Annotated in this window: 16 protein-coding genes; 7 read left to right on the top strand and 9 right to left on the bottom strand. The window is 69.4% G+C overall.

The features are described from left to right. The first annotated feature begins 127 nt into the window (after window positions 1–127). Complete coding sequence (locus BJ988_RS21415; RefSeq protein WP_179659920.1) at window positions 128–1084, top strand: helix-turn-helix transcriptional regulator; 957 nt, start codon at window positions 128–130, stop codon at window positions 1082–1084. On the opposite strand, the gene BJ988_RS21410 is transcribed toward BJ988_RS21415, so the two are convergent. Genes BJ988_RS21410 through BJ988_RS21400 form a run of 3 tightly spaced genes read right to left on the bottom strand, consistent with a single transcriptional unit; the run spans window position 1064 to window position 3169 of the window. Next, a complete protein-coding gene (locus tag BJ988_RS21410) occupies window positions 1064–1624 on the bottom strand; it encodes a GNAT family N-acetyltransferase (RefSeq protein ID WP_179659919.1) in 561 nt (186 codons plus the stop codon). The two genes, BJ988_RS21415 and BJ988_RS21410, sit on opposite strands and share 21 nt — an antisense overlap. A gap of 43 nt (window positions 1625–1667) precedes the next feature. Then, window positions 1668–2432: a serine hydrolase gene (locus BJ988_RS21405; protein ID WP_179659918.1), complete on the bottom strand. Its 765-nt coding sequence runs from the start codon at window positions 2430–2432 to the stop codon at window positions 1668–1670. An 8-nt stretch (window positions 2433–2440) separates the two neighbouring features. Next, the gene (locus tag BJ988_RS21400; protein WP_179659917.1) at window positions 2441–3169 is read right to left on the bottom strand and encodes a hypothetical protein; all 729 of its coding nucleotides are present in this window, start codon (window positions 3167–3169) and stop codon (window positions 2441–2443) included. Between the two features lie 62 nt (window positions 3170–3231). Here BJ988_RS21400 and BJ988_RS21395 point away from each other — a divergent pair, with 62 nt between their 5' ends. From BJ988_RS21395 to BJ988_RS21385, 3 genes are all read left to right on the top strand, one after another. Beyond that, on the top strand, window positions 3232–3597 hold the full coding sequence (locus BJ988_RS21395) for a sterol carrier family protein (protein WP_179659916.1): 366 nt from the start codon (window positions 3232–3234) through the stop codon (window positions 3595–3597). 354 nt (window positions 3598–3951) lie between these two features. Beyond that, entirely contained in the window at window positions 3952–4788 is an 837-nt protein-coding gene (locus tag BJ988_RS21390; protein ID WP_179659915.1) for a hypothetical protein, read from the top strand. A gap of 108 nt (window positions 4789–4896) precedes the next feature. Further along, window positions 4897–6258 carry a dipeptidase gene (locus tag BJ988_RS21385; protein ID WP_179659914.1) on the top strand — a complete coding sequence of 454 codons (1362 nt, stop codon included), beginning with the start codon at window positions 4897–4899 and terminating at the stop codon, window positions 6256–6258. Window positions 6259–6523: 265 nt separating this feature from the next. On the opposite strand, the gene BJ988_RS21380 is transcribed toward BJ988_RS21385, so the two are convergent. From BJ988_RS21380 to BJ988_RS21370, 3 genes are all read right to left on the bottom strand, one after another. After that, window positions 6524–8338, bottom strand: coding sequence for a sensor histidine kinase (locus BJ988_RS21380; RefSeq protein ID WP_179659913.1), 1815 nt, complete (start codon window positions 8336–8338; stop codon window positions 6524–6526). Between the two features lie 183 nt (window positions 8339–8521). Further along, window positions 8522–10357, bottom strand: coding sequence for a sensor histidine kinase (locus BJ988_RS21375; RefSeq protein WP_179659912.1), 1836 nt, complete (start codon window positions 10355–10357; stop codon window positions 8522–8524). 48 nt (window positions 10358–10405) lie between these two features. Continuing rightward, window positions 10406–12295, bottom strand: coding sequence for a sensor histidine kinase (locus BJ988_RS21370; RefSeq protein WP_179659911.1), 1890 nt, complete (start codon window positions 12293–12295; stop codon window positions 10406–10408). Window positions 12296–12474: 179 nt separating this feature from the next. Between BJ988_RS21370 and purF the strand changes: the two genes are divergently transcribed. Beyond that, window positions 12475–13992: an amidophosphoribosyltransferase gene (gene purF / locus BJ988_RS21365; RefSeq protein ID WP_179659910.1), complete on the top strand. Its 1518-nt coding sequence runs from the start codon at window positions 12475–12477 to the stop codon at window positions 13990–13992. 14 nt (window positions 13993–14006) lie between these two features. Continuing rightward, on the top strand, window positions 14007–15071 hold the full coding sequence (gene purM, locus BJ988_RS21360) for a phosphoribosylformylglycinamidine cyclo-ligase (RefSeq protein ID WP_179659909.1): 1065 nt from the start codon (window positions 14007–14009) through the stop codon (window positions 15069–15071). 129 nt (window positions 15072–15200) lie between these two features. Here the strand turns inward: purM and BJ988_RS21355 are convergent, their stop codons facing one another. Then, window positions 15201–17336, bottom strand: coding sequence for a PhoX family protein (locus tag BJ988_RS21355; RefSeq protein ID WP_343051721.1), 2136 nt, complete (start codon window positions 17334–17336; stop codon window positions 15201–15203). Window positions 17337–17632: 296 nt separating this feature from the next. On the opposite strand from BJ988_RS21355, the gene BJ988_RS21350 reads away from it, so the two are divergent. Then, on the top strand, window positions 17633–17824 hold the full coding sequence (locus BJ988_RS21350; RefSeq protein WP_179659908.1) for a DUF3073 domain-containing protein: 192 nt from the start codon (window positions 17633–17635) through the stop codon (window positions 17822–17824). Between the two features lie 68 nt (window positions 17825–17892). Here the strand turns inward: BJ988_RS21350 and BJ988_RS21345 are convergent, their stop codons facing one another. Both BJ988_RS21345 and BJ988_RS21340 read right to left on the bottom strand, forming a co-directional pair. Next, entirely contained in the window at window positions 17893–19197 is a 1305-nt protein-coding gene (locus BJ988_RS21345) for a hypothetical protein (protein ID WP_179659907.1), read from the bottom strand. Between the two features lie 33 nt (window positions 19198–19230). Beyond that, window positions 19231–22674 (bottom strand): SCO7613 C-terminal domain-containing membrane protein, encoded by a 3444-nt coding sequence (locus BJ988_RS21340; RefSeq protein WP_179659906.1) that lies wholly within the window; start codon window positions 22672–22674, stop codon window positions 19231–19233. Window positions 22675–22758 lie beyond the last annotated feature (84 nt).

The following is a 22758-nucleotide window of genomic DNA, read 5'->3' as shown; positions in this document are numbered from 1 at the left end:
GGTAAGAGACAAAGCGCGGCGGCGGGCGGCTCGAGGAGGGGGCGAGCCGGCCGTCGTGCAGGCTCACCGTCGGGGTCCTGGGCAATCAGGTCATGAATTGACCGCAATGACGCCTAGGGTCGTTCTCATGAGCACGAGCGCCCGGATGCTGCAGCTTCTCTCGCTGCTGCAGACCCACCGTTTCTGGCCCGGCACGGACCTGTCCGTACGCCTCGAGGTCAGCGAACGCACGCTGCGCCGCGACATCGAGCGGCTGCGAGACCTCGGCTATGACGTGGACGCCACCCGCGGGGTTGCTGGGGGCTACCAGCTCCGTGCCGGCAACGCGCTTCCGCCGCTGCTGCTCGACGACGAGGAGGCGGTCGCGATCGCGGTGGGGCTGCGCACGGCCGCCGCCGGCCCGGTGGCCGGGATGGGGGAGACCTCGGCCCAGGCGCTGGGAAAGGTCGTCGCGCTGATGCCGCCGCGGCTACGGCGGCGGATGGACGCGGTCACCTCGCAGACGGACTCGATCCCGTGGGGCGGCCGGGTGTCGCTGGACGCCGGAGTTCTCGGTGTCCTGGCGCAGGCCTGCCGCGACGACGAGGCGCTGACCTTCACCTACCAGGCGCCCGAGGCCGAGCCGACCCGGCGTCGCGTCGAGCCGCACCGGTTGGTGACGCTCGGCAACCGCTGGTATCTCCTCGCCTATGACCGGGTCCGTCTGGACTGGCGCTCGTTCCGGGTCGATCGGGTCAGCGACCCGACGACCACCGGCCAGATCTTCCGCCCGCGGGAGATCCCCGGCGGGGACGCGGCGGCATACGTTCAGGCCGGGATCCGCTCCCGGTCTGCCGCCCACGACATCTGCGTCCACGTCCAGGCCGAGGCCGACGTGGTCGCACGGCACGTGGGGCGCTGGGGCCAGGTCGAGGCCGCCGAAGGCGGCTGCCGGATGCGGATGCAGGCCGACGACCTGGGCTGGCCGATGATGATCCTCGCCGGCGTCGATGCCGAGTTCACGGTCGAGCAGCCCGCCGAGCTGGCCGAGATGGTCAAGCGGGCGGGGGAGCGATTCGTCCGCTCAGGCGCCGTCACGTCCTGAGCGGGCCAGCCACTCCTCGCGCAGCAGCCCGTAGACCACCAGGTCGCGGCGACCACCCGGGTAGGCCTGGGCACCGCGCATGGTGCCCTCGTGGGTGAACCCGAGGCGCTCGGCGACCGCCCGGCTGCGCTTGTTCATGACCGAGGTGTCGATGATCGCCCGGGCGATCTCGTACTCGTCGAAGAGCATGTCCAGCAGCGCCGTGACGGCCCGGGTGATCAGGCCGCGGCCCTCGTATGCCTCGCCCAGCCAGTAGCCGATCGTGGCCGACTTCTCGTAGAGGTTGATCCGCGCGGTGGTGGCGCCGGCGACCTGGCCGTCCTGGCGGATGACGCACGGGATCGCCTCGCCCTTGACCCACTGGTCGAGCAGGTAGGTGCCGAACCCGGCGACGCTGAGCATGGTCTGCTGGCCGTGCGCCCACGGCTCCCACTCGCGTAGGTGGTCGAGGTTCGCGTTGATGAGCTTGTGGACGGCGAAGTCGGTCGATCGGTCACGCAGGACGATCTCCGCGCCGTTCCCGAGGTCGATGCTGAACAACTGGTCTCCTACCCTGCCGGACCGGGAGTTGGATCGTACGCTCTCAGCCGTCACGCAGTGCGTCGAGGATGAGCGTGCCGTGCGCCCGCATCCGGGTCAGCACCGGGACGACCTCGCCGTCGAAGCGACAGATGACCGCGTACGCCGCCTGCCGGCCACCGACGTCCAGCAGCCCGACCTCGGCGCGGACGCCGTCGTCGGTGCCGGTCTTGCTCCACACCTGGGGCTGGCCGGCCGGATCGGTGGGGGAGGGCTGGGAGTGAGCCAGCGGGTCCAGGCCGAAGGCGGAGGAGACCATCGACAGGTCCGCGGACGGCGCCAGCCAGGACAGGACGGTCGGGTGCGGCGTACGGAAGTAGGCCGCCCAGTCGGCGGCACAGCCGACGGAGAGCACCGGCGGGTCATCCGGCATCCGCACGTCCCGGACCGAGTCGTTCAGCATCGACCGGCCCGGGGCCAACCGTCTCGCGACGGCCTGGACCGGGTCGAGACCGACGTGGTGGAGGAGCACGTTGGTGGCCAGGTTGTCCGAGACCGCACCGACCAGGCGGGCACAGTCGGCCAGGCTCAGCGCGGAGGCGTCGAGGTGTTGCCACAGCCCGCTGTCGGCCACGGGAGCGACACCGTCCTTGCGCAGCATCAGCCGTCCCAGCGACGGGTCGTCGTCGAGCAGCTCGGCGAGGTGGTGGAGCAGGAAGAGCTTCCCGACGCTGGCCGTCGGCAGCAGCAGGTCCGGGGAGGACTCGACGATCACCTCACCGGAGCCGGTGTCGACGGCGAGGATCGACCATTCGATGCGGGAGACCATGCGGTGACCTACGCGGAAGCGGAGGGCTGGTCCTCGCGCAGCTCCCCGACGACCTGGATCTTCTGCCAGATCTTGCTGGAGAGGTCGACGGTGAGGCCCTCGACCGTGCTGACCGTGTTGAGCACGACGTTGTCCTGAGAGTCCTCGGCGCACAGTGCTGCGGTCTTGCCGACGAGGCTGAGCAGCTCGGAGCAGTAGTCCAGGTAGTGGGTCAGCTCGTCGGCATCGAGGGTGAACCGGACGCTGGCCGACGTCGGTGTGAATCCGGTGCGCAGCCTCTCGGGGTCCTTGGTGAGCTGGTGCATGTCGATGATGTGGGCCAGTGAACGCAGCCGGTGCAGGAGCTTCAGCGCCCGCGACCGGAGCAGCCGCTCTGGGATCGTATAGAGGAAGAAGATCGCGACCGCGGCGAAGATGAGGTCGTTGACGGTGCTCTCGATCAGGGGCAGCCACTGGACGCCGGTGAGCGTCTTGTCGCCGAGCGCCGTCGCGAGCGCCCAGACGATCGCGCCGAGCGCGAGCGCCAGAACGAGCAGGATCAGCAGGCGGGAGACCGCGCGCGTCCAGAGCAACCGCCGCCGGAGTCGCTCTCCAGCGCCGGCGGAATCCCTGATCAGACCGCCCAGCTCCTCGGCGACCTTCACCAGGCCACGGTCGGGGAAGCGTGCTGCGATTCGTCCGTGCAGGGTCTCCACGGTCGTCAGCACCATCGCCGACTCGAGCCTCTCCAGTCCCACGTCACGGAGCGTAGTGGTCGCGCGCCCGCGCGGTGGGCAACTGCCGCAGATAAGGTGGCGACGTGCCAGCTCGACTCAAGCCCGCCGCCGCCGCTGACGTGGCCGACGCTCTGGATCGCGTACGCACCGAGGAGCCTTCCAAGGCCGATCTGCGACTCCTCACCAAGCACTTTCTCGCCGTGCTCGAGCAGCGCGCCCCGGGCAGGAGCGTCGAGGTCCGGGTCCCGCCGTACGCCGCGGTGCAGTGCATCGAAGGCGTCAGGCACACCCGGGGCACCCCGCCGGCGGTGATCGAGACCGACGCGGACACCTGGATCGCCCTAGTTACCGGCGCGCTGACCTGGCCCGAGGCCGTCGACCAGGCCCGCGTCCGCGCCTCAGGAGAACGCACCGACCTGTCGGCGTACCTGCCGCTGTTGGCGGGGTAGTCCGGTAGCGAACTGCCCATATACCCGTCAGTAATAGGCAGGTCGCTACCGGACTACCCCGCCTTCTATGCGATGGGTTATCCACAGGCTTGTGGGTAAGCGGGTGTCATCGACAGGCGTGTCGCACATGCTTGGGCCATGATGAAGCGTGCGCGGCACTTCGAGCCGCGGAGATGGTCGGATGAACGGCCTCATGTGGTGATGCCTGTGGGCCTTGATCCCGCTGGGAGGACAGGGCCGACGACCCGGCAAAGTCGTGGCCGCAACTGGAGGCGGGTCTGGCGCGGGCTGTATGTCCCGGCGAGTGCTGACCCGGGCGATGCGCAGCAGAGAGTGCTGGAAGCTGCCGTCCTGTTGCCAAATCTCGGCGCGGTCACCGGGTGGGCGGCATATGCGTGGGTCGGTGCGAAGTGGTTCGCGGGGATGGGGGAGGGCCGACCGGTGACGTTGGCGACGTACGGTCACAAGATCCTCGCCCGGTCAGGCCTGGCCATCTCGGCCGAGCGGATGCCGCCTCGAGAACGCTGCTGGGTCGACGGACTTCCGATCACGAACCCCGCCAGGTCGATCGCCTTCGAGATGCGGTACGCCGCGGACGTACGCGAGGCGGTGCGGTGGCTCGATCTGGCGCTGGCAAGCGATCAGGTCAGTACGGTCGAGGCTGCGGCATACGTAGCGACCCTGAACGGCTGGACCGGTGTCGGGTTGGCTCGCGAGGCGATCGAGCTGGCGGACGAGAACGTCTGGTCGCCGACAGAGGTCGACCTGCGGCTCCTCTGGCGGATCGATCTCGGGCTCACCGCTCTGGTGTGCAATCGGCCGGTCTTCGATCTCGAAGGTCGCCATATCGGAACTCCGGATGTGCTCGATCTCGAGGCCGGCCTCGTCGGGGAGTACGACGGCAAGCTGCACCTGGAAGGCAAGCGACGTGCCATCGACATCCAACGCGAAGGCCTGTTCCGTGCAGCGGGCCTCGAGTACGTCACCATGGTCTCCCGCGATCTCCTTGACCCGAGCGGCTTCCTCCGCCGAACCGTTGAGGCACGCTCCCGGGCGCGCCGCACCCCGGTGGCCGATCGCCGCTGGACGATCAACCCACCTAGATGGTGGACCCCCACCCACACCGTCGAACAGCGGCGAGCCCTGAGCGCCGTAGAACGAGACCGGTTTCTGAGGAATCGGGTGATGTAATGGGTGTGCGTCGGGGTAGTCCGGTAGCGAACTGCCCATATACCCGTTGGTAATAGGCAGTTCGCTACCGGACTACGCCGCCGGTCCCCTCCCAGATAACCTCGCCTCATGACCCACTCCACCGAAGACATCAAGGCCCGGGTAGACGACCTGTTCCCCGGCATCCGCAAGGACCTCGAGGATCTGGTGCGGATCGAGTCCGTGAGCGCGGACCCGGCGCGCCTGAGCGAGGTCGAGAAGAGCGCGGAGAAGACCCGCGACCTCTTCGCTGCCGAGGGGTTCAAGGTGGAGATCGTGCGCGCCTTCGACGGTGCTCCGCCGGCCGTCGTCGGTGAGAAGAAGGGCCCCGAAGGAGCCCCGACGGTGCTGCTCTACGCCCACCACGACGTCCAGCCGGAGAACGACCACGCCGACTGGAACACCCCGCCCTACGAGCCCACCGAGGTCGGTGACCGCCTCTACGGCCGCGGTGCGGCCGACGACAAGGCCGGCATCGCCGCTCACATCGGTGCGGTCCGGGCTCTGGCCAGCCTCGACGAGAACGGTGACCTGCCGGTCACCGTTCGTCTCTTCATCGAGGGTGAGGAGGAGGTCGCCTCCGCGACCCTGCCCGAGCTGCTCGGGAAGTACCAGGACAAGCTGAGGGCCGACGTCATCGTCATCGCCGACTCCGGCAACTGGGACATCGGCGTCCCGGCGCTGACCACGTCGCTGCGCGGCCTCATCCGGGTCGACGTCGAGCTCCGCACCCTGGGCCACGCGGTCCACTCCGGCATGTGGGGCGGTCTGGCCCCCGACGCGATCATGGCGCTCGTCCGCCTCCTCAACACCCTCTGGGACGAGGACGGCGCGCCGGCGGTCGAGGGGCTCGTCTCCGGCAAGGCGGCGGACGTCGACTACCCCGAGGAGCGGCTCCGTGCCGAGTCCGGCGCCATCGCCGGCCTGCAGTGGGTCGGCAAGGGCAGCGCCGTCGAGCGGATGTGGACGCAGCCGGCGATCACCATCACCGGTCTGGACGCGCCCAAGGTCGACGGCGCCTCGAACACGCTGGCCCCCAGCGCCCGCGCCAAGGTCACCATCCGGATCGCGCCCGGCGACTCCGGCGAGAACGCCGTCGCTGCCCTGCAGAAGCACCTCGAGAAGCACATCCCGTGGGGCGCCGAGCTGACCACCAAGGTCGTCGACACCGGTGAGCCGATCGCCCTGGACGCGACCGGGCCGGCCTACGACGCGGCTCGTTCCGCCTTCACCGAGGCTTGGGACGGCACCGCTCCGATCGACATGGGCGTGGGCGGCTCGATCCCGTTCATCGCGGAGTTCCTCGAGGCGTTCCCGCACGCCAGCGTGCTGGTGACGGGCGTCGAGGACCCCGACACCCGTGCCCACGGCGCCAACGAGGGTCTCCACCTCGCCGAGTTCCGACGCGTCGTCGTCGCCGAGGCGCTGCTGCTCCAGAAGCTGGGAAGCTGATCGTTCACCGAGTCACCTCGGTGGAGTGACGCTGCCTTCGCGGAGTTCCGCGAAGGCAGCGTGTGCTCACCGAGGTGACTCGGTGAACATCCGTACGCGCTGCTAGTGGTGTGTCCTGGAAGTTCCTGGATGCTTGGCGTCGTCAGGGTGCGTGCATCGCAAGGCGGCGTCGCGAAGTCATACCGGGCGTCTTCCGAGCGGCGCCAACGCCGCGAGGCGCGTGCCATGGCGGCGCGAAGCGCCTAGGAACTTCCGGGACGCGCCACTAGACGCCAGGCAGCGTCAGCGCCACCCGGGTGCCCTCACCGGGCCGGGAGTCGAGCTCGACCAGCCCGTGGTGACGCCTGGTGATCAGCTCGACCAACGTCAGCCCGAGCCCAGCTCCGCGCGAACCGCCCAGCGCAGAGTTGGTGCCTCGGTAGAACGGCTCGAAGACCTTCGCCTGCTCCTCGTCGGAGATGCCGACACCGGCATCGGCGACGATGATCGTGACCTCGTTGCCGGCGCTGTAGAGCATCACCTGCACCCGCGAGCCCCGATGGCTGTAGGTCAGCGCGTTCTTCACCAGATGCATGAAGGCCGCGCGCAGCTCCCGCGGGTCACCGACGACGTACGCAGGTCCGGTCGGTGTGGTCAGCACGCACTCGATGTCCTTCTGCGCGCTGTCGGGATCGAGCTCGTCGAGCACGTCGTCGAGCATCTCGGAGATCTCGATCGTGGTCTCGCCGGGGGCGTTGGCTGGGTCACGTATTCGGGAGAGGAGCAGCAGGTCGCTGACGATGCCCTCGATCTGGGCGCTGCGTACGGTGAGCGTCTCCACCTGGACGATCCAGGGCAAGGTGTTCACCTTCTCGGCGCACAGCGCGTTCAGCGAAGTGCCGAGGGCGTTCACCGGGATCCTGAGCTCGCGAGCGACGGCCTCGATCAGCAGGTTGCGTTCGCGGTCGGCCTCGGCGAGCCGCCGGGCGAGGTCGCGCTCCTGAGTGTAGGCGTCGGCGGTGAGCACGATACGTCCGAAGTCGCGGCCCAGCTCCAGCGCCAGCCGGCCCTCGGCATCGCTCCAGACGGGTCGCCCGGGCGAGCGGAGCAGGACGATGTGGCCCAGCCACTCGTGGTCGGCCCCGACCGGCACCACCAGGGCGCTGTCCGCTCCCAGGGTCCTGAAGAACCTGTCGACGACAGCGGCCTTCTCGTACCAGTCCGAGGGACCGTTGATCTGCTGGCGGGACAGGATCGAGTAGGTGCCCTCCGCCCAGTATCGGGACGTGTTCCTCGCGGTGAGCGCAGCCAGGTCCGGCTCCGGCTCCCAGTCGAGGCCGGGGGTCGCATGCACGACCATCTGGTGACCTGGACCCTTGGTCGCCATCCAGATCCCGTCGGCCCCCAGGCCGCGGACCAGCGCGTCATGGCTGGCGTCGAGCACGTCGGCGAGGCTGAGCTTGGAGCTGGCGTCGCGCAGGAACTCCTTGGCGGTCTCGAGGTTCGCGGCGCGCTCGTAGAGTCGTTCGCGTTCGAGGTAGCCGAGCACGACCCGCTGGGCTCGCTTCGCAAACCGGTTGAGCACCCGGCGCTGGGTGAAGTCCGGCCGTCGTCCGCTGACCGGCATGTCCACCGAGAGACAGCCCTGGATGGAGCCGTCGTCGCCGATGATCGGCGCGATCAGCATGTCGTGGGGGTGCCACGCGTCGGGGGCGTCGATCATGTTGTTGGTGGAGATCCAGCTGCCCTCATGAAGGTTCACCCGCTCCTGGGGAACGAACCGCCACGCGCCCCAGTTCTCACCGCGGGACAGGTTGCCGCGCAGATCGGCGAGGGCCCATCGGGTGCCGAGGATCTCCTCGGCCGACTCCCGTTGGCCGTGCGCGTTCAGGCCGCTGGTGAAACCGTGGACCGCGACCACCTCGAGCTCGTCACCTCGGGTCACGTTGATCGCCGCGATGCCGAAGCCGAGCAGCTCGCAGATGCCCTCCGCGATCATCTGCAGAGCAGGGTCGACGGCGGAGAGCGACACAGACGACGACTGCCTGCTCGACGTACGCTGGGGCACGTCGAGGGCTTCGACTGACTGTGGTGGGGGCATCCTTGCTCTCGGGTAGGTCGGTCAGGGCAGGTGTTGCAACTGCGTGGCAGTCCTGAGGACCTTGGCACCACGGAGTGTTGCATGAATCGCCCATCCTGTGCAGGGGTAGAGCGACGTCTCGACCAGATTGTGACGTTCGGTTAACAATAGATGGCGCAGGTATGGCTGCGCGCCGCGCGATCTCTAGATCGAGGCGTCGGTGGCCAACGGAATGACCAGCGAGACGCGGGTGCCGGTGCCGGGCTCCGAGCGCAGCGTGACGCGGCCGTCGTGGCGGCGTGCGACCCGGTCGACGATGCTGAGCCCGAGGCCGACACCCTTCCGGCCGCCGATCGCCTGGCTCGTGCCGCGGTAGAACTCGGTGAAGACCTGGAGCTGCTCGGCGGCCGGGATGCCGACGCCGTTGTCGGTCACCGAGATCGCCGCCTCGCTCGCACTCTCCACGATGTAGAGCCGCACGTGCCCGCCGCGATGGGTGTAGACGAGCGCGTTGTCGACCAGCCGGAGGACCGCCGCCTTGATCTCGCTGCGATCGCCCAGCACCTGGATGCTGTGAGCGGGCACGTCGATGCTCACCTCGATGCCGCGCTTCTCGGACTCGTACGTCCTCTGCTCGAAGATCTCTTGCAGGAGAGACACCAGATCGACGTAGGTCCGGGTCGGCCGGGACGAGGGGTCGGAGAAGCGGGAGAACAGGAGCAGATCGTCGACCATGGCGACCAGCTGGTCGGACCGGCTGATCAGGTTGCCGACCTGCTGGAACCAGGTCGACGATCCGCGGTCCTCGTGACGCAGGGCGTCGATGCCGGTGGTGAGGGCGGTGAGCGGGCTGTGCAGCTCCAGCGCGACGGACTCGATGAGCCGGCTGTGGACTCTGTCGGCGGTTGCGAGTCGCTGGGCGAGGTCGCGCTCCTGGGTGTAGGCGTTGGAGGTGAGCACGATGCGCCCGAAATCGCGACCGAACTCCATCGCGAGCCGTCCCTCGGTGTCGGTCCACTGGGGGCGTCCCGCCCCGCGCAGCAGGACGAGGTGACCGAGCGCCGTCGTCTCCACCCCGATCGGTACGACGAGGAGCGAGTCGGCCCCGACCGAGTCCAGGAACTCGAGACCGATCTTGGCGTACTTCCGCCGCTCCGGCTCGCCGCCGCGGATCAGCTGCTGGAGCAGGTTGCGGTCGACGATGGCGTGCTCGCCCTTGTCCCACAGCCGGGTGCTCTGGTAAGACTGCGCGCCGGCGAGCGCGTGCTCCTTGCGGTTCCATCGGACGCCGGGGGAGGCGTACGCGACGGTGCCGCCATCGCCGTCCTTGGCCTGCACGTAGAGACCGTCGGCGTCGAGACCTCGGCTCATCGCCTCCTGGGTGGCCTCGAGCACCTCGGTGAGACCGAGCTGGGAGTTGGCCTCGCGCAGGAAGCTCTGCGCCTCGATCAGGTTGTTGGCCCGCTCCTCGAGGTATTCGCGCTGCAGGGTCAGCAGCACCGCTCGCCTGGCCTGGCGGGCGAACCGGTTGAGGATCCGCTGCTGCCTGCGACCGGGGCGGCGACCGTTGGTCGGGCGATCGATCGAGAGTACGCCGACGAGCTCGCCGTTCTCGTCGTAGAAAGGTGCCAGGAGCTCGTCGAGACGGTGCCAGTCCTGAGGGTTCTTCAGGACGTTCTCGTCGGTGTCGGGGATCCAGTAGCCCTCCGCCTGCCCGATGGTGTTCTGCTCGTGCGGGATGAACTTGATGTCGCCCCAGTCGACGGACATGTCCAGCAGGTCCGTGACCACCGAGACCGGGAACCGGGTGCCCAGCATCTCGGCCACGGTCATCTCGCCGTCTACGGTGTGGCCGGTCTCGTCCCCGTACGCCGCGACGATCTCGAACTCGTCACCTCGACGGATGTTGATGACGGCGGCGCCGAAGCCGACCAGCTCCGTGACGCCCTCCGCGATCAGCTGCAGACCCGGGTCCGGGGTCGGGTACGCCTCGGAGGCGCCGTCTGGCACGTCCGAACCCTCTGAGGGCGTACTGGTCATGAGTTCTCCGCCGAGATGGAATCCGCATCCCGTCACCTGTTCGTAAGGTTAAACAATGGGCAGCGTCACACGGAATGTGCTTCCTGCGCCAGGGGTCGAGTCGACCGAGATGAGTCCGCCGCGGCGGCTGACGATCCGCGACACGATGGTCAGCCCGAGTCCGGTGCCCGGCTGTTTGAGGGCGGTGGGGTTGGTCGAACGGAAGAACTCGGTGAAGAGCCGATCCTGGTCCTCCGGCGAGATCCCGAGGCCGTGGTCGGTCACCCGGAGCTCGAACCAGCCAGGGCTGGTCCGCGTGCTCACGATCACCTGACCACCCTCGGGGCTGTACTTGATCGCGTTGGTGACCAGGTTGATCACCACTCGGTCCAGATCGCCCGGAGCCAAGGTCACGTAGACGTCGTCGGACGGCACCTCGAAGACGAGCTCGTGGACGTCGCTGGTGGGCATCTCGGCGCTGAGCTGGCTGTGGACCTCCTCGAGCACCTGGGCGACCTGGATCGGCACCGTGGGTGGCAGGTGGTCGGGGTCGGAGACCTTCGACAGCATCGCCAGGTCCGCCACGATCTTCTCGGTGCGGTCACGGTTGCGCGTGAGCGCGGTCAGCACCTCGGCGTACTCCTCCTCGGACTCCGCGTAGGGCAGCGACTCGATGTTCCACCGGAACGCGGAGAGCGGGTTCTTCAGCTCGTGGGCGACCGTCGCGATCAGCCGGCTCTTGTGGGCCTCGAGCTCACGCAGGGAGTCGACCGCGGCCCGCTGGCGCAGGTAGGCCCTGGAGTTGTGGACCACGCGGCCGAAGTCGCGGCCGAGGTCGGCGGCGGTGATCAGCTCGAGCTCGCTCCAGTGGGGCTTGTCGGGACCGCGGGCGAGGAGCATCGCGCCGTACCAGGTCTGGCCGGAGCCGATCGGGACCCCGACGATCGAGCCGACCTTGTAGTGGCGGATCCACTCGGTGATCAGCTGCTGCATCTCCGGGTCGGGGTGGGGCAGCCGCTCGGCGCCCTCGGGGGTCTGGACGGTGACGCTGCGCTGGTCCCAGAGGTATTGCCCGTACTCGACCATGAACGGGCTGGTCAGGTCCTCGATCGGGAGCTTGAAGTCCTCCCGGTAGACCTTGGTGCGGATGCCGCGGCCACCCGGCTTGGACATGTGGAGCCAGAAGTCGGTCAGGTCGAGCACGTCGACAAGCCCGGTGCTCAGCGAGTTGAGGATCTCGTCGGGGTCCAGCTCGCGTCCGGCTCGGCGGATGACGTCGCGGGCGGCCTCCGCGAGGCGTACCTGCTCGGAGAGCTCCTCACGTTCCAGGGCGAGCAGGATCGCGCGCTGCGCCTGCACCGCGTGCCGGTTGAGCACGGCGCGCTTCTCCGGGCTGGGGCGGAGGCCGTCGGTCGGGATGTCGACGATCAGGGTGCCGCGGAGCTTGCCGTCGTCGTCGCGCAGCGGCGCGACCAGCAGGTCCAGCGGGTTCCAGGCGCCGGCGGCGTCGATCGTCGTCATCGTCGGGATCCAGCCGTACACATCGGCGGAGGGATCCAGCCGCTCGGCCGGCACGAACTTGAAGATGCCCCAGTCGTCGGCGCGGGCGAGCTCGGCCTCGAGGCGCTCGATCGGTGTGACGATGCCGAGCAGGTCGGCGCGAGCGGACTCCTGGCCCGAGACCACCACCATGTGGAGGTGGTCGTCAGGTCGCGCGACGCTGATCGTGGCCATCTCGAAGCCGGCCAGCGCGGTCAGGCTGTCGGCGATCAGCTGGAGGTCGGAGAGATCCTCACCAGGGGTGAGCAGACCGCCGATCTCGGCCAGATCGGTGGTGATCGTCGTCATCGTCGTGGTGAGGTCGCTTCTGGCGCGGTTCCCGCCCAACGGGGGTGGCGCGAATCCCGGCGGCACCGTCAGACGGTGACCGCCGGCGGGCTTGGGCGCTGGAGAAGTCATCGGATCGATTATCCGGGAAGTCGGTCCCGGGCGGTAGGGCAGACGTGGATGGTTCTTTGCATTCATGAATCCGAGGCGTTCATGTGACCACCCTTACAGGACTGTCAAGGGTTCGCTGATCCTCGGAGTACGGCCTTACACTCGATGGCGTGGTCAACCTCACCAGCTCAGGTAGGCACGTGTCCCGACGCAAGGGTGGCGACGGCCGGCTCACCGCCGCCCTCGACCCCCACGACCAGGGTCCTCAGGACCACTGCGGAGTCTTCGGTGTGTGGGCGCCAGGGGAGGACGTCGCCAAGCTGACGTACTTCGGCCTGTACGCCCTGCAGCACCGTGGCCAGGAGTCGGCGGGTATCGCGGTCAGCAACGGTCGTCAGATCCTGGTCTACAAGGACATGGGTCTGGTCAGCCAGGTCTTCGACGAGCCGACCCTCGAGTCCCTCAAGGGACACATCGCCATCGGCCACGCCCGCTACTCCACCACCGGAGCCTCGGTGTGGGAGAACGCGCAGCCGATCTTCAAGCCGACCCCGGACGGCTCGGTCGCCCTGGGTCACAACGGCAACCTGATCAACGTCGCCGAGATTCGTTCGTCCGTCGAGGCGCTGCCCGAGCACTCCGAGGGCCGGCACGCGCCGGTGTCGACCAACGACACCTCGCTGCTCACCGAGCTGCTCGCCTACCACCCCGACTCCTCGCTGGAGGCGCGCGCGCTGGAGGTGCTGCCGACGATCCGCGGCGCCTTCTCGCTGGTGTGGATGAACGAGGACACCCTGTTCGCGGCGCGTGACCCGCAGGGGATCCGCCCGCTGGTCCTCGGTCGCCTCGACCGCGGCTGGGTGATCGCGTCGGAGGACTCGGCGCTGGCCACCGTCGGCGCGAGCGTGGTCCGGGAGGTCGAGCCGGGCGAGATGCTCATCATCGACGAGTCCGGTCTCCGCTCGGTGCGGTTCGCCGAGGTCGACCGCAAGGGCTGTGTCTTCGAATACGTCTACCTGGCCCGCCCCGACGCCACCATCGCCGGGCGCAACGTCCACGAGTCGCGTGTGGAGATGGGCCGCGAGCTGGCCCGTGAGTTCCCGGTCGACGCCGACCTGGTCATCCCGGTGCCCGAGTCCGGCATCCCCGCCGCCACCGGCTACGCGCTGGAGAGCGGCCTGCCCTTCGGTCAGGCGTTCGTGAAGAACTCCTACGTCGGCCGCACCTTCATCCAGCCCTCCCAGACGCTGCGCCAGCTCGGCATCCGGCTCAAGCTCAACGTGCTCGAGCACATGGTGCGCGGCAAGAAGGTCGTCGTCGTCGACGACTCGATCGTGCGCGGCAACACCCAGCGCGCCCAGGTGCGGATGCTGCGCGAGGCAGGTGCGCTGGAGGTCCACGTCCGGATCTCGAGCCCGCCGGTGAAGTGGCCGTGCTTCTACGGCATCGACTTCGCGACCCGCGCCGAGCTGATCGCCAACGGGCTCGACGTCGACGAGATCGCCTCCTCGGTCGGCGCCGACTCGCTGGGTTACATCTCGCTCGACGGGATGGTCTCGGCAACCGACCAGGACGCCTCCACGCTGTGCACCGCCTGCTTCACCGGCGAATACCCCGTGGAGCTGCCCGACGAGAGCATGCTCGGCAAGCACCTCCTCGAGGTCTCGCTGCAGTCCCCGACCGCGGGCAAGGCCCTGCCGGTCCTGAACAACCCGTGATCGGAGATCCACCAGTGAGCCAGACCCCGACCAACGCCTACGCCGCAGCCGGCGTCGACATCTACGCCGGCGACCGCGCCGTGGACCTGATGAAGGTCTGGATCGAGAAGTCCCGGCGTCCCGAGGTCCTCGGCGGGGTCGGTGGCTTCGCCGGGCTCTTCGACGCGAGCGCCCTGAAGGCGTACGAGCGGCCGCTGCTGGCCACCTCCACCGACGGTGTCGGCACCAAGGTCGCTATCGCGCAGGCGCTCGACAAGCACGACACGATCGGCTTCGACCTGGTCGGCATGGTCGTCGACGACCTGGTCGTCTGCGGCGCCGAGCCGCTGTTCATGACCGACTACATCGCCACCGGCAAGGTCGTCCCGGAGCGGGTCGCGGCGATCGTCAAGGGCATCGCGGAGGCTTGTGTCGAGGCCGGCTGCGCGCTGGTCGGCGGCGAGACCGCTGAGCACCCGGGCCTGCTGGCCGCCGACGAGTACGACGTGGCCGGCGCGGCCACCGGCGTCGTCGAGGCCGACAACCTCCTCGGTGCGAACCTGGTGAAGGCGGGCGACGTCGTCCTGGCCATGGAGGCCTCCGGCCTGCACTCCAACGGCTACTCCCTGGTCCGCCACGTGCTGCTCAACTCCGGCGCCTACACGCTCGACCAGCACGTCGACGAGCTCGGCAGCACGCTCGGCGAAGCGCTGCTCACCCCGACCCGCGTCTACGCCAAGGCCTGCCTCGACCTGGCTCGTGGGACGAAGACCCACGCCATGTCCCACGTCACCGGCGGCGGCCTCGCCGCGAACCTGGAGCGGGTCATGCCGCCGGAGCTCTCCGCGCGCATCGACCGCACCACCTGGACGCCCGCACCGGTCTTCGACCTCGTCCGCCGCACCGGCTCCGTCGCCCTGCAGGACCTGGAGATGACCCTCAACTGCGGCGTCGGGATGGTCGCCCTGATCGACCCCGAGGACGTCGACGAGGCTGTACGCATCCTCGCCGGCTACGACATCCGCGCCTGGGCTGCCGGCGAGGTCACCGCAACCCCGGGTGGCAAGGTCGAGCTCAGCGGGGCGTACGCGGGCTGGTGAACCGCCCCGCTGGTCGAGCCCGGCGAGCGCCAGCGAGCCGGTGTCGAGACCAACACAGTTCGTATGCGACCGTGTTGGTCTCGACACGCCTTCGCCTAGCGGCTCCGGCGGCTCGACCAGCGGGTATTGCTATTTCTTGAGCACCTGCACGACCGAAGGCCGCGGACCGGCGAACTCGCCCTTGCCGGGGGTGCCGTCGACGTAGTCGGGGAAGAGGGAGTTCTGGGACTCCCAGGTCCCGTCCTCGCCCGGGTGCTGGACGGCGACGAAGACCGAGCCGTCGCGGTCGTGGATGACCGGACCGCAGGTCTCGGCATCACGGGGTACGGCGAGGAACTGCTGGACGTGGCCGCGCTCGCGACCCTCCAGCGGAACCTTGAACAGCCCGTCGGCCTTCTGGATCGAGCTGGGCTGGCCGTCGGTGGAGATCCACAGGTTGCCCTCGGAGTCGAAGGCCAGGTTGTCCGGGCAGGAGATCGGCGAGACCTTGTCCTGCGGGTAGCCCGCGAAGTAGGTCGACTCGTTCACCGACGGGTCGCCGGCGACGATGACGATGTTCCACCGGAAGATGCGCGAGGTGTGGTCGCCGTCGTCCTCGGTGATCTCGATGACGTGGCCGTCGCGGTTGGTGCTGCGGGGGTTGGCCTCGTCCACCCCGGCCTTGCCCGTGGTGCCGCGCTGGGAGTTGTTGGTGCAGGCGACGTAGACCTTGCCGGTCTTCGGCGAAGGCTCGACATCCTCGCAGCGGTCCATCTTGGTGGCGCCGGCCTTGTCTGCGGCCAGACGCGTGAAGACGAGCACCTCCTCGACGCTCATCCCGGCGACCTTGCTGCGGCCGTCGACCACGAGCGGGACCCACTGGCCGTAGCCGTCGAACCTGCCGTCGCTGGGCAGGGTTCCGGTGCCGTCGATCTCGGTGGCCGGGGAGTCGCCGTGGAAGCGGGCGACGTAGAGGTTGCCCTCGGTCAGCAGGTCGAGGTTCTTCTTCCGGTTGTTGGGGTTGTACTTCCCCTTGGAGACGAACTTGTAGAGGTAGTCGAACCGCTCGTCGTCACCGGTGTAGGCCACGACCTTGCGGTTCTTGGCGATGACGACGTTCGCGCCCTCGTGCTTGAGGCGGCCGAGCATGGTGTGCTTGCGCGGGGTCGAGGTCGGGTCGGTCGGGTCGATCTCGACGATGTAGCCGAACCGGTTCGGCTCGTTGGCGTAGTCGGCCGAGCGCGCGTCGAAGCGCGGCTCGATGGCCTCCCAGCCGTACGTCGAGGCGGCGTCGGTCAGGCCGTAGCGCTTCTCCTCCGCCGAGGTGCCGTTGGCCCGGAAGTAGCCGTTGAAGTTCTCCTCGCCCGACAGGATCGTGCCCCAGGGAGTGGTGCCGCCGGCGCAGTTGCCGATCGTGCCCAGCGCCACGGTGCCGGTCGGGTCGGCGGCGGTCTTGACCAGGTCGCTGCCGGCAGCGGGGCCGGTGATCTCGAACGGGGTCGAAGCCGTGATGCGACGGTTCTTCGGAGCCGACGGGACGTAGCTCCACTTCTCACCCGGTGCGGAGCGCTCGAGCTCCACGATCCCGAAGCCGTGAGCGGCCATGGAGATCCTGAGCTGCTCGGTGGCGTCGAGGTCGGGCGGGAACATGATGTCGGGGTTGACGTACTCGTTGTTGCAGCAGAGCAGGGCCTTGGTGCCGGCCTTGTTGGTCACGATGACGTCGGTGTAGTCGTTGTTGTAGCCCCAGGCGAGCGCCTGCATCTCGGCAGACTGGTTGTTGACGTCGAAGGGGACGCCGCCGGGAAGGATCGGGTCGCCCCAACGGATGATCGGCTCCCAGGTGTAGCCCTGCGGCACCACGAAGCTGTCCTCGGTCGCCGCGACCGCGCTGATCGGCTTGAACGGCAGCTTCGTACGCCCGCCGTGGCCGTGGCCGTGGCCCGCGGCCAGGCCGGCCTCGAGGGGGCTGGCGGCGGCTGCCAGGCCGCTGCTGCCGACCGCGAGGGCGACGGCACCGGCGCCGGCGAGACCCAGCGCATGGCGGCGGCTGAGGGCCTTGCCGGCGATGTCGCGGAAGTAGCCGTTGTCGGAGGTGTTGGGGGCGGGTTTGGCGCACGCGCTGTCGCACTTGAGAGCGCAGGTCACGGCGCTGCGCTTGCCGCGCGTGTGGCCCGCCATGGGGAGCAAGGACAGCATGGTGCGGCGGCCGTCCGTGGCAGGGGCGCTCGAGTCGCTGCACGAGGGGCAGGCGGTGTCGGTCTGGATGTCGCTCAGTTCGGTCACTGCATTTCCGTTCAAGACGCGTTGTCAGTATCCCAAGAATCGGAAGGGAGGCTATGCGCGGTGAGACAACCGGCCGGCCCCTCAGTCTGTCGGCGAGGTGAACGGGGAATGACGAGTCGTCAGGCCGGTCATCAGGCGGGGAATCATGTGACCTCAGTAACATTCGCTCCTAGCGAACGCATTTTCGACACCCCGGCGTGCGGATTCTTGGCATTAACCGGTAGCGTTGCTCTTACGAGAAACCTGTGAACAGCCCGGGACTATCCCGGCCAAGTGCGACGAGGGGGCTGGACCCTATGGGGCGCGGCCGAGCGAAAGCCAAGCAGACGAAGGTCGCACGCGACCTGAAGTACCGGACCTATGAGACGGACTTCGGGGCCCTTGCGCGCGAACTTCATGGTGATGAAGACACCAGTCAGAAGGCCGATCCGATACCGGACGACTACGACGACTGGTCGGACTACGACGCGGGGCCCTCGCGCCCTTAGGCCGTGTCTCTCAGAGACGCGCTTAAGGGGCGGTCGGTCACAGCGGCAACGCTGCGGTCGGCATCCCCTCAGACCGATCGGCTGATCAGGACCTCCCCGTGAGTGCCGTAGCCGGGTAGCAGCCCGCCGTAAGGCGTGCCGTCGAAGGCGACGTGCAACCACTCGTCCCCGACCGGGATCAGAGTGGGCCACGGCAGGTTCGAGACGTACGCCGAACGGAGCTCTGCGACCTCGTTGAGGTCCAGGTCGAAGATCGGGTAGCGAGCACGGACGCGACGCGGGTTGTCGCGTCCGTCGCTGGCGCCGACCACGACTGTGCCGCCCAGCGGGACAAGCGTGGTGCCCTCGGTGGCTGTCCGGTCGGTTCGCGCTGCCCGCAGGCTGAGCGCGTCCAGGCTCGGCCCGCTCGCGAGGACCGGATGGAAGGCGAAGTACTTCTCGGCGCTGACGTAGCCGACCAGCCATTCGCCGTCGCGGCGCACCAGGTGCGGGTCCCAGACGCCGACCGACGTCAGGCCGTCCGTCGGCAGAGCGAGCGGGGTCGCGTCGAGGACGTGCTCGCCTCGAGTCACGTCCTCCCGTGAGCGGGCGATCGTGACTCCGACCGGACTCCACGGCTTGCCTGGGTCTTTCTCGTCGGGCGCCTTGAAACCGGCCCACGTGCTCGTCGTGACGACCCACTCGTCGCCGTCGCGCATGAGGTGGGTGGCGTGGTCGCCGTAGACCAACCCGTCCCGGCGGAAGTAGAGCGCGCCCCGATGGACGAGCTCGTACGTCGTCGGGTCCAGCGCCCACACCGAGGTGTGCGCGGTGGGGAAGAAGCCCGGTCCGGCGCTGGTGGCGGTGAGCAGCACGGTGCCGTCGTCGTCACGGAACGGTGAGCCGTCGGCGTACGTCACCGCCCGGATGTCGCGCAGGCCGAGCTGTCCGAAGGCGCCGACGCGCACGTCCCGCGCCGCGCCCTCGTGGTCCGCGGTCAGGTCGGCGAGCCAGGCCTCGTCACGCGGCTCGATCCCGAGCTCGGAGAGGTCGACCCGTGCTCGCGCGACCCATGCGCTGTCCGTCTCCTGGGTCAGCGCGGTCAGCATGGTCCCGGTCAACGTCAGCGCGAATCGGCTGACGCCGCGGCGGACCCTGGCGTGGCGCCGGCTCGCGTGAGTCGTACGCCGCGACCCCGTGGTCACCGCCAGCCACACCCGCCGCCCGTCGTACCTCCCGGTGAGCACGTCCCCGCCCGAGGTGAAGCTCAGCGAGACCGGGCCGTCACAAGCGACCTCGATCGCGGCGTTGGCCGCGGGCCGGGACGAGCTGGTGGACTCGACCGCGATCGTGACGGGGCGCTGGCGACGTACGACTTCGAACTCTGGGAACATCGGCTCCAGTCTTCCGTGCGTTCCGCTCCGGAGCTAACGCAGCCCCCGGACGTAGGCGGTGGCCCGTCGCAGGTCATGGAGGCGCGCCTCCCAGGTGATGCCAAGGAAGAGCAGCAGGAGGCCGGCCGCGCCGAGCGCCCACCACTGCTGCAGCATCGCCGCCGACGGCATCTGCGCGAGAGCCAGGACCGAGGCGACTAGGGCGCCACCGACCAGCGGCGCGGCCCAGCGCAGCCAGGCGCCGCCGATGATGAAGGCGAGACAGGCGATGCCGAGCACGACGCTCCGCATCGAGATCGGGTCCTGGAGCGCTGCGGGGATGGACGGGACGAGGGCGAGGAAGACGCCGGGGCCGAGCATCGGCAGCGAGGCAACCTCCCTGTCGAGGCGGAGCTTGATCACGCCGTAGGCGACCAGCGCGATCGCCGGCGGCAGGGTGTAGTGCTCCCAGGTCGTGACCGAGGTGTCGCCCAACCGGATCCACAGGGCGATGGTCATCAGCGTGGCGCCGGCCCAACCCAGCCGGCGACGCTCGTGGTGAGCGATCGCGTGCGTGGAGACGGCGGCGCCGGCCAGCGTCAGCAGGATGCTCAGCCAGGGAAGGTCGACCCCGCTCGATCCGACCGCGGTCGGGCCGTCCGGAGTCAGGACGATCGTGGGACCGAGGCTGACCGTGCCGAAGAAGATCGTGACCGCGGCAGCCACCGCGGCGGTGATCTCGGCGGAGGGCAGCAGCCGGAAGACGGTGACGACGGTCAGGACGACGATGATCCCGGCCGCGGCGTGCGGCGCCGCGATGTCGCTGACGTTGGCGAACATCCAGCAGAACGCCGTCAGCGTGATGATCCAGTAGGGAGCAGTGACGGCCTTGGTCTGCTGCTCCCGGGTGAGCCGGTCGACGGCGATCGCGGCGGCGGTGAGCACCCCAGCCACCACCAGCGCCAGCAGGTCGTTGCCGAACGCGGCGCCCAGAGATCCCAGGCCGAGCAGGCCGGCGATCACGAGCCGCGCTCCGGACTGCTCCGGCTCGTGGCGCAGGATCGTCGCGATGCACATGACGCCGGCGATGAGCAGCAGGATCGCCAGCCAGTCGGTGTCCAGCGACCCGCCTTCGGCGAAGGCGCCCAGGACGATCGACACGGCCGCGCCGGTGGCGGCCGCCGCCTCGGTGGAGGGACTGCGGCGCACCAGCACGATGGCGCCCATCGTGACGACGACCACCACCGCGGTGTAGGGACGGTCGACGTCGGCCATCCGGGCCGCCTGCCAGACGGCGGCGGTCAGGGCGAGGATCCAGTAGGCGGTTGCGACCTCCTTGGTCTGGCCGGACTGGACGCGGTCGACGGTGACGGCGAGCGCGGTGAGGATGATGGTCACGGCCAGGGCGAGCACGTCGCTCGAGAGGACCGCGGCCGTGGCCGCGCCGATCCCGACGGTGCCCGCCACCGCCAGCGCGGGAGGCTGGCGATGGTGCAGGCCGATGGCCGCAGCGAGGATGGTGGCGATGGTCAGCAGGACCGCCGCCCAGGTGACGTCGACCGAGCCGATCCCGATCGAGATCGCGGCGCTGGCCGCGGCTGCCCACCAGCCGGAGGCTCGGAAACGGAAGAGCGTGATCAGCCCGAGGACGGTGACGATCGCACACGCGGCCCACTGCCGCTCCACGTCGACCAGCGGCGCGAGCGACCACAGGCCGAGGCTGAGCGTCACCACCGAGTAGCTGGCGGTGACCTCGCGGTCGGCTCCGGCCAGACCCCGAACGGCGTACGCAGCCACCCCCGCGAGCGCGAGCGCGACGACCACGGTGAGCAGGTCGCTGGGCAGCGCTGCGGCGAGGGCGACCAGGCCGAAGATGCCGGCGGCGATGAGCCGCGGGCGCCGCTGCGCCCACCAGGCCAGCGCGACGGCGACGCCGAGCAGCAGCAGCGCCGGGACCAGCAGCGGGGCGGCGTAGCAGGCGGCCGTGACGGCGAACCCGGAGAGACCGCCGGAGAAGATGATCCAGCGGACCGTGGGTCGGTAGGTGCGGAAAGCCGGCCGGTTGGACTGGTAGAACCAGGCGGTGCCGAGGGCGAGGATCGCGAGCAGCGCCGGCAGTGTCAGCCAGCCCGGCAGCAACGGATCCGGGCCGGTGACCGCGGAGAACGCCGACTCGGTCCACGGCACGGCCGCGAGCCGGATGGCGGCCGAGACGGTCAGGACGAGGACCGTGATGCCAAGGGCGACGGCGTACGGCGTCAACGCGGTAGCGGCCCACCGCCAGGGTCGGGGGAGTGCCAACAGCGCGCCGGCGGCGACCAAGGTGACCACCACGGCCACGACGGTCAAGGTGACCGGACCGTCATCGAGAGCCGGCTGGGTGAAGGTGTAGGCCGCGATCAGCAGCGAGACCCCGACCATGGCGACCTTGGCGTCCTTGGGCAGCGGGAACAGCAGCGCCACGATTGCCAGCACCGCGGCCGCGCCGAGCAGCAGGGGCAGGGTGCCGCCGGTCAGGAGCTCGGAGCCGGTCAGCGCGGGGTCGGCCAGGCCGCGGACGAGCAGCATCAGCCAGAAGCCCGCGAGCACGACCATCGAGCCGAGGGTCAGTGCCTGCAGCTCGGCCTTGCTCGCCGCGATCACCACGACGAGAGCGATCACCGCGGCGATCAGCGGGAACCAGATGAGGTCGGAGATGAGCTCGAGACCGATCAGCGCGGTGAGTACGCCGGCGGCGGCCGCCACCTGTGGCCCGATCACTGCGGTGAGCTTCTCGCTGCGCTCGCCGATCAGGGACATCGCGGTGCCGGCTATGAAGACGGCGACGCCGACGATCACCAGGAAGCCACGGTCCCAGTCGGCTCCACTGAGCCAACCGGCGTACTTCATCCCGGCTATGTCCAGGGCGAGCAGTCCCAGCGCGAGAGTCCAGACGCCTTCGGTGCCGGCACGCAGCTCGAGATGCATCAGCACCGCGCCACCGATCGTGAAGAGGGCGGTGAAGACGAGCAGCATCGTCGTGCGGCCACCGACACCCATCGCGGCCCAGGCGACCGCGAGGAAGATGACCCCCGCGACCAGCAGGAAGAGAACGCCGACGCCGACCAGGATCAGCGGCACGGTGATCGGAGCGCGCCGGGCGGCCGCGACCGGGGAGCCGGGGAAGGGCGCCGGTCCGGCGACGGCTGTCGCTGCTGCCGGTGTGGCCGCCGTCGCGGCGACAGGCTCGGCGACCGGTTCGGGCTGGATCAGCGGGGGCGCCGCGGGCGGAGCGGCAGGTGGCGCGGCAGCCGGCGGCGGGGTCGGCCGCGCGGCTCGGCTGGCCTCGTCCCGGATCGAGCGCAACCGGGTCATGAGTACGTCGGCTCGCAGCAGGGTCCCGTAGAGCTCTTGGGCTACTGCGTTCTCCAAGGGCAGCCCACAGTTCAGGCAGGGGCTGGTGCCGGGCTCGAGAGCCTCCCGGCAGTCGGGGCAGCGACCAGGATCGGCGTACTTCACAGCCCACCATCCTTGCGTAGTTCCGCCGATGCGTGTGCGGGAAACGCAGAGGGTCCGAGCCGAGTCCCGAAATGACAACCGGCT

Source organism: Nocardioides panzhihuensis (genome assembly GCF_013408335.1).
GTDB lineage: Bacteria > Actinomycetota > Actinomycetes > Propionibacteriales > Nocardioidaceae > Nocardioides > Nocardioides panzhihuensis.
This window is presented reverse-complemented; position numbering and strand designations above follow the sequence as displayed.